13 protein-coding genes are annotated in these 13,318 nt (G+C 68.4%); 9 read left to right on the forward strand and 4 right to left on the reverse strand.

Annotated elements, in window-relative coordinates; genetic code table 11:
- Positions 1–139 precede the first annotated feature (139 nt).
- Positions 140–1,102: a class 1b ribonucleoside-diphosphate reductase subunit beta gene (gene nrdF, locus ACFWF2_RS25890; protein ID WP_379031470.1), complete on the reverse strand. Its 963-nt coding sequence runs from the start codon at positions 1,100–1,102 to the stop codon at positions 140–142.
- Between the two features lie 431 nt (positions 1,103–1,533).
- On the opposite strand from nrdF, the gene ACFWF2_RS25895 reads away from it, so the two are divergent.
- The 4 genes from ACFWF2_RS25895 (at position 1,534) to ACFWF2_RS25910 (ending at position 5,466) form a co-directional block, all read left to right on the forward strand.
- Positions 1,534–2,415: a hypothetical protein gene (locus tag ACFWF2_RS25895; protein WP_379310045.1), complete on the forward strand. Its 882-nt coding sequence runs from the start codon at positions 1,534–1,536 to the stop codon at positions 2,413–2,415.
- Positions 2,416–2,438: 23 nt separating this feature from the next.
- Positions 2,439–3,383 carry a peptidase gene (locus ACFWF2_RS25900; RefSeq protein ID WP_379310046.1) on the forward strand — a complete coding sequence of 315 codons (945 nt, stop codon included), beginning with the start codon at positions 2,439–2,441 and terminating at the stop codon, positions 3,381–3,383.
- 26 nt (positions 3,384–3,409) lie between these two features.
- Positions 3,410–4,360, forward strand: coding sequence for a hypothetical protein (locus ACFWF2_RS25905; protein ID WP_379310047.1), 951 nt, complete (start codon positions 3,410–3,412; stop codon positions 4,358–4,360).
- Between the two features lie 128 nt (positions 4,361–4,488).
- Entirely contained in the window at positions 4,489–5,466 is a 978-nt protein-coding gene (locus tag ACFWF2_RS25910) for a peptidase (RefSeq protein ID WP_379310048.1), read from the forward strand.
- A 2-nt stretch (positions 5,467–5,468) separates the two neighbouring features.
- On the opposite strand, the gene mgtE is transcribed toward ACFWF2_RS25910, so the two are convergent.
- On the reverse strand, positions 5,469–6,926 hold the full coding sequence (mgtE, locus tag ACFWF2_RS25915) for a magnesium transporter (protein ID WP_379310049.1): 1,458 nt from the start codon (positions 6,924–6,926) through the stop codon (positions 5,469–5,471).
- 355 nt (positions 6,927–7,281) lie between these two features.
- Positions 7,282–7,863, reverse strand: a complete 582-nt coding sequence (locus tag ACFWF2_RS25920; protein ID WP_379310050.1) for a TetR/AcrR family transcriptional regulator — start codon at positions 7,861–7,863, stop codon at positions 7,282–7,284.
- Between the two features lie 80 nt (positions 7,864–7,943).
- Here ACFWF2_RS25920 and ACFWF2_RS25925 point away from each other — a divergent pair, with 80 nt between their 5' ends.
- On the forward strand, positions 7,944–8,630 hold the full coding sequence (locus ACFWF2_RS25925; RefSeq protein WP_379310051.1) for a DUF899 domain-containing protein: 687 nt from the start codon (positions 7,944–7,946) through the stop codon (positions 8,628–8,630).
- Here the strand turns inward: ACFWF2_RS25925 and ACFWF2_RS25930 are convergent.
- On the reverse strand, positions 8,609–9,142 hold the full coding sequence (locus ACFWF2_RS25930) for a hypothetical protein (protein ID WP_379310052.1): 534 nt from the start codon (positions 9,140–9,142) through the stop codon (positions 8,609–8,611). The two genes, ACFWF2_RS25925 and ACFWF2_RS25930, sit on opposite strands and share 22 nt — an antisense overlap.
- Positions 9,143–9,289: 147 nt before the next feature.
- On the opposite strand from ACFWF2_RS25930, the gene ACFWF2_RS25935 reads away from it, so the two are divergent.
- The 4 genes from ACFWF2_RS25935 to ACFWF2_RS25950 all read left to right on the forward strand — a co-directional run bounded on the left by ACFWF2_RS25935 (position 9,290) and on the right by ACFWF2_RS25950 (position 13,311).
- Positions 9,290–10,282, forward strand: coding sequence for an LLM class F420-dependent oxidoreductase (locus ACFWF2_RS25935; protein ID WP_379310053.1), 993 nt, complete (start codon positions 9,290–9,292; stop codon positions 10,280–10,282).
- A 131-nt stretch (positions 10,283–10,413) separates the two neighbouring features.
- On the forward strand, positions 10,414–11,139 hold the full coding sequence (locus ACFWF2_RS25940; RefSeq protein WP_379310054.1) for a hypothetical protein: 726 nt from the start codon (positions 10,414–10,416) through the stop codon (positions 11,137–11,139).
- A 126-nt stretch (positions 11,140–11,265) separates the two neighbouring features.
- Positions 11,266–12,786, forward strand: coding sequence for a cellulase family glycosylhydrolase (locus tag ACFWF2_RS25945; protein WP_379310055.1), 1,521 nt, complete (start codon positions 11,266–11,268; stop codon positions 12,784–12,786).
- Between the two features lie 72 nt (positions 12,787–12,858).
- Positions 12,859–13,311, forward strand: coding sequence for an RDD family protein (locus ACFWF2_RS25950; RefSeq protein WP_379310056.1), 453 nt, complete (start codon positions 12,859–12,861; stop codon positions 13,309–13,311).
- Positions 13,312–13,318 lie beyond the last annotated feature (7 nt).

Below are 13,318 nucleotides of genomic sequence, written 5' to 3' on the forward strand. Positions count from 1 at the left end.
GGCGGTAACCGCTCGCCGCAGCCTGAGGTCCGGGCGGCCCCCGGGCCAAGCCGGGCAGCGCCCGGCCGAGGAGCCCGGGAAATTCACCTATCAGGAGGAGAAGCAGGGGTGCGCCGCCGTCGTCATGGACCTGATTCGGTCAGAAAGCCCAGTCCTCGTCCTCGGTGTTGACCGCCTTGCCGATGACGTAGCTCGAGCCCGAGCCGGAGAAGAAGTCGTGGTTCTCGTCGGCGTTGGGCGACAGCGCCGACAGGATCGCCGGGTTCACCTCGCACTCGTCCTTCGGGAACAGGCCCTCGTAGCCGAGGTTCATCAGCGCCTTGTTGGCGTTGTACCGCAGGAACTTCTTGACGTCCTCGGTGAGTCCGACCTCGTCGTAGAGGTCCTGGGTGTAGTCGACCTCGTTGTCGTAGAGCTCGAAGAGCAGCTCGAAGGTGTAGTTCTTGAGCTCGTCGCGCTCGGCCTGGGAGACCAGCTCGAGGCCCTTCTGGTACTTGTAGCCGATGTAGTAGCCGTGCACGGCCTCGTCGCGGATGATCAGGCGGATCATGTCGGCGGTGTTGGTCAGCTTGGCCCGCGAGGACCAGTGCATCGGCAGGTAGAAGCCGGAGTAGAACAGGAAGCTCTCCAGCAGCGTGGAGGCGACCTTGCGCTTGAGCGGGTCCTCGCCGTTGTAGTACGACAGGACGATCTCCGCCTTGCGCTGCAGGTTGCGGTTCTCCTCCGACCAGCGGAACGCCTCGTCGATCTCCTTGGTGGAGCACAGGGTGGAGAAGATGGAGCTGTAGCTCTTGGCGTGCACCGACTCCATGAACGCGATGTTGGTGTACACCGCCTCCTCGTGCGGGGTCAGCGCGTCCGGGATCAGCGAGACCGCGCCGACGGTGCCCTGGATGGTGTCCAGCAGCGTCAGGCCGGTGAAGACCCGCATGGTGAGCTGCTTCTCGTCGGTGGTCAGGGTGTTCCAGGAGGGGATGTCGTTGGACACCGGGACCTTCTCCGGCAGCCAGAAGTTGCCGGTCAGGCGATCCCAGACCTCGGCGTCCTTCTCATCGGGCACCCGATTCCAATTGATGGCGCTTACCCGATCGATGAGCTTCATTCCGCCTCCACACCTTTCCGCCAGACCCTTGACCCGCACCGCCGCCGTGCACGAGCCCTTCACCCTGAACACTACTCGTAGTGGGTGACAACGCCAGTAAGCACAACAGCTTGTGTTGCGGCGCGTCGAACCCGGCCTCCTCGACCGAGCGCCCGCACCACACACGCGGCCCCTATTGTGCGCCACGACCGCCGCCGCGCCACCATCGCCTCACCAGTGATTCGCCCCATGCGTGCGGGAACCCCGCCCCGGGTGAATCCGGCCACTCCAGCGCTTTGCATTCACACCCAGCACCCGGCAAACTGCGGCTCGTGCGTCCACGCCGGACGGGCATCACCGCAGGGGGATCGTTCATGCTTCGCCGTCTCATAGGAGCCGCCGTTCCGGTGGCGCTGTTGCTCGGTTCGACAGCGTGTGAGGATCCGCGACCGGTGACCGTGCGTCCGCCGATCGCCTGGAACACCGCGCCGGACACCGACGAGCAGCGGCTGGCCGTCCTGGCCGCCGCCCGCGCCATCGATCCCTGCGCGTTGATCCCGCGCGAGACGCTCGGCGAGCTCGGCACGGTGCTCAGCGTGGCGGCGAGCGCCCCCGATACCTGTGCCGCGGAGCTGAATTCGACCGAGTTCGCCGAGAAGACCCGGCTGAGCTGGTCGTTGACGGTGTCCGCCGACGCGCCGGACAAATTCCCGGGTGGTGTCGAGAGCCGCATCGGGGACGCGACGGTCGTCTCTGAACGGGACTCCGAGCCGGACCCGGGCGTTCAGATCCATTCCTGCATGGCGACCTCGTGGTTCCCAGCCACCGTCGGTGTCTTCCTGCAGGTGTCGACCCCCGTCGCCGACGAGCCGTGCGCCGTGGTCGACCGGGTGCTGCCCGGTACGCTCGACCGGCTCCGCACTCAGCCCGTAGTCGGCACCTCGCCGGATACTCCGAAGACCCGGCTAGCCGATGCCGATCCCTGCGCCGTGCTGTCCCGGCTCGGCGTCTCCACCCCGGCGGACAAGCAGTACCTGCACGCGTGTGTGTTCGAGTACCGGGGCACCACGGTCGATCTGCAGTACCTCTACAACCAGCGTGGCATCGTGGCCCAGGGCGACCCGATCCTGGTCGTCAACGGGCATCCTGGCTACGACCTGCGCAGTCTCACCGAAACCTCGTGGTACGGGGCGATTCTCGGGCCACCGCTGACGTCGGCGGAACCACCATCGACGCTGGGTCCCCGCGTGCCGGTCGTCAAGCTGATGGGCCGCGACCCCGCCGTCCTCCGAGAAGTCCTCGGCCACACCGCCGAGCTCTTCCCTGCAATCTGACCGACACCGAGGAGGAGACCCCCGTGCGACAGCTCATCCTGCTCATAGCGGCAGCCATCGCCCTCAGCGGGTGCGGGACCGACCAGGCCTCCCCCACCGCGGCGACCCCTACAACGACCACGCTGCCACCGGTCGACGCGTCGTTCTGGTCGACGGTTCCGCAGACCGACGAGCAGCGGGCCGAGGTTTCGGCGCGGGCCCGGCTGATCGACGTCTGCGCGCTGGTTCCGCGCTCGGAACTGGCCGCGCTCGGCGAGGTGAAGACCGTCGAGAACGACCAAACCGACTCCTGCCGTGTCGAACTGACCTCGCCCGGCGCGACCGAGGACAAGGTGAGCTGGTCATCGCTGGTCGTGTTCGGTGATATCCCGCAGCCGGGCGCGACCGTGAAACAACTCGGCGAGGTGACCCTGTCGATACTGCCCTCGGCCCTGGACCTGAGTAACGAGAAGACCTGCAATGCCACCGCGAAGTTCCGCTCCGGTGCCGCCATCTACTTCCAGACAACCACTCCGACAACAACCGATGGGTGTGCGCGCCTGGAATCCCTGGTCGATGGCGCCGTGCGACGGTGGCTGACAAGTCCACCACAGGGCACCTCACCCGACACCAAGCGCACCGCGCTGCACGGCGCCGACCCGTGCGCCGTCCGCGCGCATCTCGATGGCACCGGACCTTTCGGTGTGCCCACCCTCAACTCTTGCGGATTCACCTACCGCGGTGAGGATGTCGTCGTCAGCTACGAGATCCGCGGCCGCGGACTGCTGAGCCGGAACGAGCAGACCGTCGACGGCCGGGTCGTGCATATCCTGGACGCCAGCGCCACCGTCGTGGTCGGACCGGAGCTCGGGCCTGCGACGAGCAGCCTCCTCGGCAGCCCTGTGCCGGTGGTGAATGTTGCCGCGGAATCCGAAGACGTCGCGAAAGACGTACTGCGACAGATCTTCACGATGTTTCCTGCCTCCTGACCGCTCCGAACCGAAGGGGACCCACTGTGCGACCGACGATCCTGCTCACTGCCGCAGCCCTGGCATTGGTCGCGTGTCAGAGCGAGCCGGCGGGCGACGGCATGCCGCGGGGTGGGTTCTGGTCCACCGCGGCGGTTTCCGATCAGGAGAAGATCGCGGTGTTGCGGAAGGTGCGGGCGATCGATGTGTGTGCGTTGCTGCCGCGGGCGGCGCTCGGTGGGCTGGGGCAGGTGCGGACGGTGGACAATGTCGGGCCGGATCAGTGCCGGGTGAATATCGCCGTGGACGGGCATTTGACCGGGATCGACGCGACCTGGAGTGCCGGGGTGATGTTCTCCGGTGAGCCGACGATGGACGCGCCGGTGACCGAGCAGGCCATGGGTGATGTGCGGGTGCTGTTCGACGACGAACCGGCGCAGTCCGACGATCCGCAGGTGCGTGGGAGCTGTCAGGCGTGGGCGCGGTTCGTGTCCGGCGCCGATCTGTCGATGAGCGTGCGGGCGCCGCGGGACGCGTGTGCCACGACCGAGGCGCTGCTGCGGATCGCGCTGGTGCAGTGGCGTACGGAACCGGCTCAGGGCAGCTCCCCCGACTCGGATCGGACGGTGGTCACCGGGGCCGACCCGTGCGCTGTCGCCCCGTTCCTCGGCGTGCGGGTGCCGGTGGCCGACCAGCGGGTCACCACCTGCAAGCTGACCGTGGACGGCCACGACGCGATCATCACCTACGACTACAACGAGGAACGCACGATCCTCGATGATCTGCCCGCGTTCACGGTCGGCGCCAGGCAGGTGTACCGGTTCGATACGGCGGGAGCGCAGCCAGGCATCGCGTCGCTGTCCGCCGTCGCCGGACCGCCGCTCGCCGCGGGCGCGACCGACGCCCTGCTCGGACCCCGGGTGCCGACGGTCTCGGTCACGGCCGATTCCGCCGTCGCCGAGAAGATCATGCGCGAAACGCTGCCCCTGCTGAACTGATGCCCGCGGCGGTCACAACGTTCTGAGAACGACCCGTCCGGGATGTTTGCGGCCGGATTGCCCGCGCGGGCAGACTCGGGTGGATCGGGTGCTGGTCCGGCCCGGGTCCGCCGAGGACAGGGGTGCCGATGTATCGCAGGATGGTGCTCGCCGCTGCCGCGTTGCTTGTCTGCGCCGGCTGCGGTGACGATGCGGACCAGGCTCCCGATTACGGGACGCTGCCACCACCGCCCGCCCCGTTGATCCCGGCCCAGCCACCGGAGTTCTGGTCGAAGGTTCCGCAGAACCAGCAGCAACGCGACGAGGTGGCCCAGGCGACGCGCCAGGTCGATGTGTGCGCGGTGCTGCCGCGCGAGGCGATGGGGCACCTCGGTGACATCAAGAGCGTCACCGTCGGCCTGGATTCGTGCCGGGCGATTCTGGGCAGCGCCACACCGGGCGAGAGCACGACGCTGACCTGGCACGCCACCCTGCTGACCGGGCTCACCCCTGGCGGCAGGGGCGTGACGAAACAACTCGGCGACGTGACCGTGCGCCTGGTCCCCGACCGCGACGCGGGCGAGCCACGCGCCTGCGGCGCGACCGCCCACTTCCCCGCAGGCGCCACGTTCTATCTCGGCCTGTCCACGCCCGGCAGGAACCCGTGCACCGTCGCCGACGAACTGATTCCCGGCATGATCGAGCGCTGGCTGCAGTCGCCACCCCAGGGCACCTCCCCCGACACCGTGCCGACCGTGCTGCTCGGCGCCGACCCGTGCACGGTCCGCGGCAAGCTCGCCGGCGCCGTGCCATCCGACGAGCAGCGCCTCACCCAGTGCCTGTTCAGCTACCGCGGCGAGAAGATCACCGTCGGCTACGAGTACCGCGTCCCCGAATACCTGGCCGCCAACAGCACCGAGGAGCACATCGACGGCCGCACCGTGCACCGGTCGGTCTCGGTCTACGACAACAGGATTCCGATCTACACCGCCGCCGTCGGCCCCGAGCTACCTGCCGAGTCGACCGCGTTCGGCAGGCGCATCCCCATCGTCGAAGTGGTCGCGGCCACCGACGATGTCGCCAGGGACGTGATGGCCAAGGCGCTCACCCTGTTCCCGCCGGGCTGAACTCAGATCCCCAGCACGAGCTTGGCGGTGGTGAAGTAGATGATCAGGCCGGTCGCGTCGACCAGGGTGGTCACCATCGGCGCCGACACGACCGCGGGGTCGATACGGAACTTCTTGGCCAGCAACGGCATCGTGCCGCCGATGGTCGCCGCCCAGCCGCAGATGATCACCAGGGTGATGGCCACGACGATCGCGATCTTCGGCCCGACGAACAGCGTGCCGATCAACAGACCGGCCGCGGCCAGCATGCTGCCCAGCACCAGGCCCACCCGGCATTCGCGCCAGATCACCTTGAACAGGTCCGAGACACGCACCTCGCCGACGGCCAGCGCGCGCACACACGCGGTCGCGGCCTGCGCGCCCGCGTTGCCACCCGCGCCGATCAGCAGCGGGATGAACAGCGCCAGACTCGCCGCCTGCTCGAGGGTCGTCGAGAACACGTCGGTGACACTGACGGTCAGCGTGGCGGCGAACAGCAGCAGCATCAGCCACAGCGCCCGGTAACGCGCCAGCTGGAACACCTTGGCGGCCATGTAGTGGCCCTCCCACGGCGCCGAACCGGCCTGCTTGGCGACGTCCTCGCTGTCGGCGGCCTCGAGCACCTCCATCGCGTCGTCGATGGTGAGCAGCCCGACGACCCGGTCCTCGCTGTCGACGACGACCAGGTTGATGTCGTTGGTCGAGCTCATCAGGCGCGCGGCCTTCTCGGCGGAGTCGGTGGCGCGCACGAAAGCCGGTTCGGTGACGACGAGTTCGGACACCATCGCCTCCGGCGCGTGCAGCACCAGCTCGCGCAGTTCGACGATGCCGGTGAGCCGGCGACCGCAGTCGACGACGGGCAGTGTGTACACGGTCTCGGCGTTGCCGCCCTTGGCCCGCACCCAGGCCAGCGCCTGGGCGACGGTCAGATTGTCCGGCAGCGCAACGACTTCCGGCGTCATGTACAGGCCGACCGAGCCCTCCGGGTAGCCGAGCAGCGCGGCGGTCATCCGGCGCTCGCGCGGGCTCAGTCCGGCCAGGACCTTCTTGGCCACCTTGGCGGGGGCTTCGTGCAGCATGCGGGCGCGGTCGTCGGGGTCCATCGCCTCGACGAGATCGCGGAAGCTCTTCTCGCGCAGGCCCTGCAGGATCTGCTGCTGATCCACCGGCTCGAGTTCCTCGAACACGGTGATCGCGCGGTCCTTGTCGAGCAGCCGGAACACCACGCCCGCCTGCACGGCGTCCATCCGGGCCAGCGCGTCGGCGATGACGTGCGGCGGGCGGCTGTCGAGCCAGTCCATCGCGCCGTCGACCCGGTGGGTCTCGACGAGGTGGCGCACCGATTCCGACAGGATCTCCAGCGCCTCGGTCACCGAGTGGTCCTCGGCGACGGCGGGCTGGTCGGTGCGCGGCGAATCCGCTTCCGGCACAACGGTATCGGTGGCTACGTGACGTGCTTCGACGAGATCGATCTGCGACATGGGACAGTCCTCTGGCGCGACAGCGCGCATGCCCGCGGCCGGGCCGCGTGGATGCTACGAGAGTGGATCGGGAGACGGTGTTGCACACCGCGGGCGTCCACCGCCACGACCGTCACGCACAGCCGAACCGAATCGGCCGGAAATCAGTGAGAGGACGAAGGGGCGACGCCGCGCGGCCTTCGACTGGGGGGTTCGCTGCGCATGGCAACACCACCTCCTCGCAGTCGCTGCAGGCCTTCGCCGATGCAGATCGCCTGGAGTACCCACCCGGGCACACCCTTCCACCTGCAGAGTACATGCGGAGCCCGAACGTTTCATCTTTACACCGACGTACCACTGGTCACAGTGACCCCGATCACACCATCCGCGGCAGCCCCGCGATGATCGTGTCGACCGCCTGCTCGGCGAGCTTCCACAGCTCGGAGCGGTCGAGGTGACGCAGCGGCCCACGCAGGGCGAGTTCGGCGAATCCGTGCACCGTGGACCAGCAACTCCAGGTCGCTGCCTGGCGCGCCGCGGGCGCGAGATCGCCGATGTGCACCATCATGTCGAGCGCGTCGGCCAGCGCGAGATAGGCGGGCGAGGCGAGGACCGACTCCGGCGAGGTGTCGCCGGCGCCGAAGAACGCGACCGCGAACCAGCCCGGCTCGGCCAGCGCGAATCCGATGTAGCCGAGGCCGACCGCGCGCAGGCTTTCCCGCGGCGCTACCAAGCCGCGCTCGGCCGCCATCCCCGTCGCCATCGCGGCCTCGATCGCGGCCGACACCGCGCGCAGCAGCGCCTGCCGGTCGGGAAAGTGCCGGTAGGCGGCATTCGGCGTGACACCGACACGGCGCGTGACCTCACGGATCGTCAGCGCGTCGGGACCGCCCGACCTGGTGAGTTCCAGCCCGGCCTCGACCAGCGCCGCGGCGAGGTCACCGTGGTGGTAGGCCAACTGTTGAACTCCCTTCCGACGAAGTGTACGGTGTGAACATATCAAATGTGCACGCCGTACACATTGAAGGAGTGGTCCGCATGACCGCACTACCGACCATCGTCGATCGCGACACCTGGCAGACCGAACTCGACAAGCTCCGGATCAGGGAGAAGGCCGCGACGCGCGAACTCGACGCCGTCGCAGCTGCACGTCGGCGCCTGCCCGCCGTGCAGCTGCCCGACTACACGCTGAAAGCCGAAGACGGGAGCGATGTTTCGCTCGCCGACGTCTTCGGCGGACACTCCCAGCTGATCACCTACCACCACATGTGGACCGACGGGAACACCTGGCAGTGCCCCGGCTGCACCGGCCTCACCGCCCAGTACGCGCGGCTGGATTTCCTCGCCGCCTACGACGCGCGTTTCGTGATCGTCACGCAGGGGCCGATCGACGAGGCCCTCGCCTACAAGCGGCGGGTCGGCAACACGATGACGTGGTACTCGACCCACGACAGCCCGTTCGGCGCCGACATGGGCGCTGGCCCCGGCGAGGGCTTCGCGGTGAATACCTTTCTGCGCGACGGCGACACCGTCTACCGCAGCTGGCACACCGACGGCCGCGGCACCGAACAGCTCGCCTACACCTTCGGCCTGATCGACGCACTCCCCTACGGCAGGCAGGAGGAATGGCAGGACAGCCCCGAGGGCTGGCCGCAGTCGCCGACCTACAGCCGCTGGCCCAGTTCCAAGGACATCGCCGCCTCCTACGGCGACCCCAACGCCTGATCCGCGGCGTCGAGATCGGCGCCGACCACACGCTCGACCGACCGCCAGTCGGGCGTGTGGCACAGCCAGTCGGGGGCAGGCGCGGTCTGCGCGCCGAACAGGTACAGCCGTGGCACCAGGCCGCGCAGGGCTCGGTGCACGTCGAGGCGATCGTCGATCATGTGGGTGATGCCCAGTTCCGCACAGTGCGGGGCCTTCTCGGCGCGCGAGCGGCAGAAGCGCAGGTGGCCACGGGGGATGCCGGTGCGGGCGGCGAAGTCGTGATGGTCGAGCCACTGCCTGGTGCGCTCCTCGATCCGCGGGCCACACTTGGAGATCACCCAGGCATTGCCGCCGAAACGGGTCACCAGCCGGGCCAGAACGTCGAAGGCGTCGGGAGTGGGCGGCGTGTTCATCGCCTCGGCGAAGCCGCCGGACAGGAATGCCGTGTCCGCGGCGCCCGGCGCGAGCGCGGCCCCCTGGATGACCCGGCCGAAGTCCACGCCAAGGCGTGGTTGTCGCATATCGTTCATACCCGTGCCAGCATGGCCGTTCGCTGCCGCGACGCCAAGCGAATAACCGCCGGTCCAGAATTCAGCGCGGCGCGCGTTCAATGGTTGCCTCGGTGCGCGGCAGTGGGAAAAGTAGGCAGGACACGTCAACACACCGAGGAGAAACCCGTGCGCTTCGGCATCTTCGTCCCCCAGGGCTGGCGGCTCGACCTGGTCGGCATCGAACCGGCGGACCAATGGGCGGTGATGCGCGAGCTGGCCCAGCGGTTCGACGCGGGCTCCGACTGGGAATCGATCTGGGTCTACGACCACTTCCACACGGTGCCCATTCCCACCGACGAAGCCACCCACGAGGCGTGGACGCTGATGTCGGCGTTCGCGGCCAGCACCTCTCGCGTGCGGCTCGGGCAGATGTGTACCGCCATGAGCTACCGCAACCCCGCCTACCTGGCCAAGGTCGCCGCGACCGTCGACCTGATCTCCGGCGGCCGGGTGGAGATGGGGATCGGCGGCGGCTGGTACGAACACGAGTGGCGCGCTTACGGTTACGGCTTCCCCTCCGCCGGTGAGCGGCTCGGCCGCCTCGACGAGGGGGTGCAGATCTTCCGCCAGGCCTGGCAGACGGGCCGGGCCACCCTCGACGGCAGATACTACCAGGTAGACGACGCCATCGTGCACCCGAAGCCGTTGCAGGAGAACGGCATCCCGATCTGGATCGCCGGCGGCGGCGAGAAGAAGACGCTGCGGATCGCCGCGCAGTACGCGAACTACACCAACTTCAGCGGTGAGCCGGCGGAGTTCACCCGCAAGTCGGAGATCCTGCGTCAGCACTGCGCCGAGGTCGGCACCGATTTCGCCGCGATCACCCGCAGTTCCAACTTCAACGCCGTCGTCGGCAGCACCGAAGGCGAAGTCCAGGAACGTCTCTCGGCCATCATCGACCGGTTCACCCCCTTCCTCGGCGCCGACGAGGCCAAGGCCCGTGTCCACGAACAGTTCGACACCAGCGCCGCCGTCGGCACCCCCGACCAGATCATCGAACGCCTCACCGCCGTCAAGGATCTCGGCCTCGAGTACGCCATCTTCAACTTCCCCGAAGCCGCCTACGACACCTCCGGCATCGAACTCTTCGAACGCGAGGTCATCCCGGCACTGCGCTGACCGGGGCACGCACGGCCGAATTCGCCTCGCATAGCGGGTCTTCCATCTCCGCCCGCTCCGTGAAGGCGCGTGCGGCGGACGTAGGATCCCTACCGGGCCTGCCCTCGGCAGGGTGGGAAGGGGATTCGATGATGAGCGGGATCATGCCCGTCGAACTACTCGCGGCGGGCTCGACCACCGTGGGCGCCGCCTACGCGGCCGCACTCCAACTGCTCGACGCGCGGCGCTCGCGTACGCGCATCAAACAGCTCAGCGAGTCGATCACCGACAGCGACAAGCCCGAGGGTGACACGGCAGACACCGAGGGCGACTGGCTCGAGGCCGCCGCGCGGCAACGCTCCGCGCTCGACATCGACCATCATCACAGCGCCCTGCAACAGCAGCGCATGTCCACCATCGCCTCGCTGGCGTGCGGCGTCATCGCCATCGGCGTGGTGATGTACGGCTTGCTCGGCGCCGATCCAGGCGATCAGCAAGGCCTGGCCACCGTGGCCGCCGGCCTGCTGCCCGGCACGGCCAGCGCCCTGCTGTTCTGGCAGTCGCGCGGCGCCAGCCTCCGGGCCGACAAGTACGCCGAACGCATCGCCACCACCGCCGCCCGCGCCGAAGCGCTCCGCCACGCGAGCTCCATCCTCGACCCGCGCGCCCGCGACCGCTTCGCCACCGCCGTACTACTGAGCACCGCCTTCCCCGAACTCACCGGCCGGGAGATCTGGCGAATGGCCGAGAGCAGTCGGGCCGAAGTCGCGAGCAGCGACGTCGAGGCAACGGCCGACAGCGGAGGCGCCGGGGCCGAGGTCGAGAGTCGCGGTGCCGAGGCTGAAGCCGATCCGCCGTCGGCCGAGCCGACCGCCTAGGCGTGGCGCGCACTCACCGGGATGTGGCCTTGACCACATCGAGGGCCGGCGGCTATGTTCACTCGCCAACGGATCTGGACATACGTTCAACTGGACGAGTGTCCACCTGAGGATCGAGGGAAGTACATGGCGGACACGGGGTTTCGGCGGCTCGGTCGGCCGGGGCGTGGGTTGCGGCTGACCGCGGTGGCCGCGCTGGTGCTGGGGGTGGTCGCGGCCGGGAGTGCGAGGGTCGGAGCCGAGCCGGCGGCGGAGTTGACGCCATTGCGGGCCGACGGGGCGACGCTGGTCGACGGGTTCGGGCGCACCGTCTTGCTGCACGGAGTGAACAATGTCGACAAGAACGCGCCCTATCTGATGCCCGGCGACGGGTTCACCCTGACCGACGCGTCGGCGGCGACCCTGGCCCGGCACGGGTTCAACACGGTGCGGCTTGGGGTGTCGTTCGACGGGCTGATGCCAACCGAAGGCCTGGTCGACACCGCCTACCTGGACCGGGTCGAAGCCGTCGTGGACACCCTTGCGGCACACGGGATCTACACCCTGCTCGACAACCACCAAGACGGGCTGTCGGAGATCTGGGGTGGCAACGGCTTCCCCGAATGGGCGATCCGGGCCCGGCCCGCCGAGGGTGAACCGAATCCGGGTTTCCCGCTCTACTACCTCATGCCGAGCATGAACGCGGGCTGGGACGAGGTATGGAACAACACCAACGGCGTGCTGGATCATCTCGGGAACGCGCTGGGCGCGCTGGCCGAGCGGATGAACGGCCGGGCGAGTGTACTCGGCATCGAACTGCTCAACGAACCATGGCCCGGCACACCGTTTCTCACCTGCTTCCCGAACGGCTGCCCGGAGTTCGACGCGAAATATCAACGCGCACTGCAACGATTGACCGACGCGGTGCGAGCCCGCAATGCCGACGTGCCGGTGTTCTGGGAGCCCAATGTCACCTGGAACGAGACGATGCCGAGCCATCTCGGCAAGAACCCCCCGATCACCAGCACCGACATCGTGTTCTCGCCGCACGACTACTGCATCCCCAGCCAGCTCGCCATCTATCTCGACCTGCCCGAGGAACTGCGCGCGGTGTGCTCGGTGCAGCAGGACAAGACCTGGTCCAATATCGACTCTTTCACCGACCGCACCGACATCCCCACGATGGTCACCGAATTCGGCGACGGCGATCCGACGGTATTGCGCAACACCACCACTCGCGCCGACGAACGCTTCATCGGTTGGCACTACTGGCATTACAGCGCGGGCGAGGGCGACCCGTTCCGTGGGGATGTCGGCCGCGAACTGGTCCGCACCTATCCGCAGGCCACAGCTGGCACACCAGACGCGATGATCTTCGATTCCGCCACCGGTGATTTCGCCTACCGGTACCGTCCGCGCGCCGCCTCGGCACCGACCGAGATCTACGTCTCCGACCTCTTCCATCCCGACGAGTACGAGGTGCGAGTGACCGGCGGTCGGGTCACCTCGGCGGCAGGCGCGCGCATCGTCACCGTGGAGGCCGACGGCACCGACCCGGTCACCGTCCGCATCCACCGTCCCGGGTCGGCGGGCGCCGAGCTGCCCACCGGCGGTGGCAGCGGATCGTCCTCCGGATTCCCCTGGCTGTCCAGCGGTTCCGCGGGCTGACCCGCCACCGCGACCAGGTCGGCAAGGTCGGCACCGGGTGCTTGTTAAGCGGTGTCGACCACGCTGAGTCACATGACATATGCAGCACCGCCCCGACGCGCGGCAAGGAACGGCGGATACGAGCGCGACGCAGACGGGCGACTGACATACGTCGCACCCGAGACGGGAGAACCCACGCGCCCGAAGGACGAATTCCCGCTCACCGGACGCACTTCCACCGGCGACGAGACCGGCGTCATCCCCGCCTTCCTCATCGACATGACACTGCACGCCGCGATCGGCGCCACCACCTGGTACCTCGCACCCGGTGCGACCGCCGTCCTGTACGGCATCGCCGCCTGGCTGGGCGCGTCCTTTCTGCACCGCACAGTCGTCCAACGACTCACCCGCTCGACCATCGGCAAGTGCTCGTTCGGCCTCCAGCTCCGCCACGCCGACGGCACGCACCCCACGTTCTGGCAGCTGACCGTCCAGTGGTTCCGCGGCGGCTGGTGCTGCTTCGACGTCTTCGGCAGCATCGGCTGACGACTAT

Source organism: Nocardia sp. NPDC060259 (assembly GCF_042728775.1).
Taxonomy (GTDB): Bacteria; Actinomycetota; Actinomycetes; order Mycobacteriales; family Mycobacteriaceae; genus Nocardia.

Excerpts from the sequence above, each read along its gene's own strand:
- ACFWF2_RS25910 (WP_379310048.1), top strand. The coding sequence starts at position 4,489 with ATGTATCGCAGGATGGTGCTCGCCGCTGCCGCGTTGCTTGTCTGCGCC.
- nrdF (WP_379031470.1), bottom strand. The coding sequence starts at position 1,102 with ATGAAGCTCATCGATCGGGTAAGCGCCATCAATTGGAATCGGGTGCCC.
- ACFWF2_RS25930 (WP_379310052.1), bottom strand. The coding sequence starts at position 9,142 with ATGAACGATATGCGACAACCACGCCTTGGCGTGGACTTCGGCCGGGTC.
- ACFWF2_RS25945 (WP_379310055.1), top strand. The coding sequence starts at position 11,266 with ATGGCGGACACGGGGTTTCGGCGGCTCGGTCGGCCGGGGCGTGGGTTG.
- ACFWF2_RS25925 (WP_379310051.1), top strand. The coding sequence starts at position 7,944 with ATGACCGCACTACCGACCATCGTCGATCGCGACACCTGGCAGACCGAA.
- mgtE (WP_379310049.1), bottom strand. The coding sequence starts at position 6,926 with ATGTCGCAGATCGATCTCGTCGAAGCACGTCACGTAGCCACCGATACC.
- ACFWF2_RS25940 (WP_379310054.1), top strand. The coding sequence starts at position 10,414 with ATGAGCGGGATCATGCCCGTCGAACTACTCGCGGCGGGCTCGACCACC.
- ACFWF2_RS25950 (WP_379310056.1), top strand. The coding sequence starts at position 12,859 with ATGACATATGCAGCACCGCCCCGACGCGCGGCAAGGAACGGCGGATAC.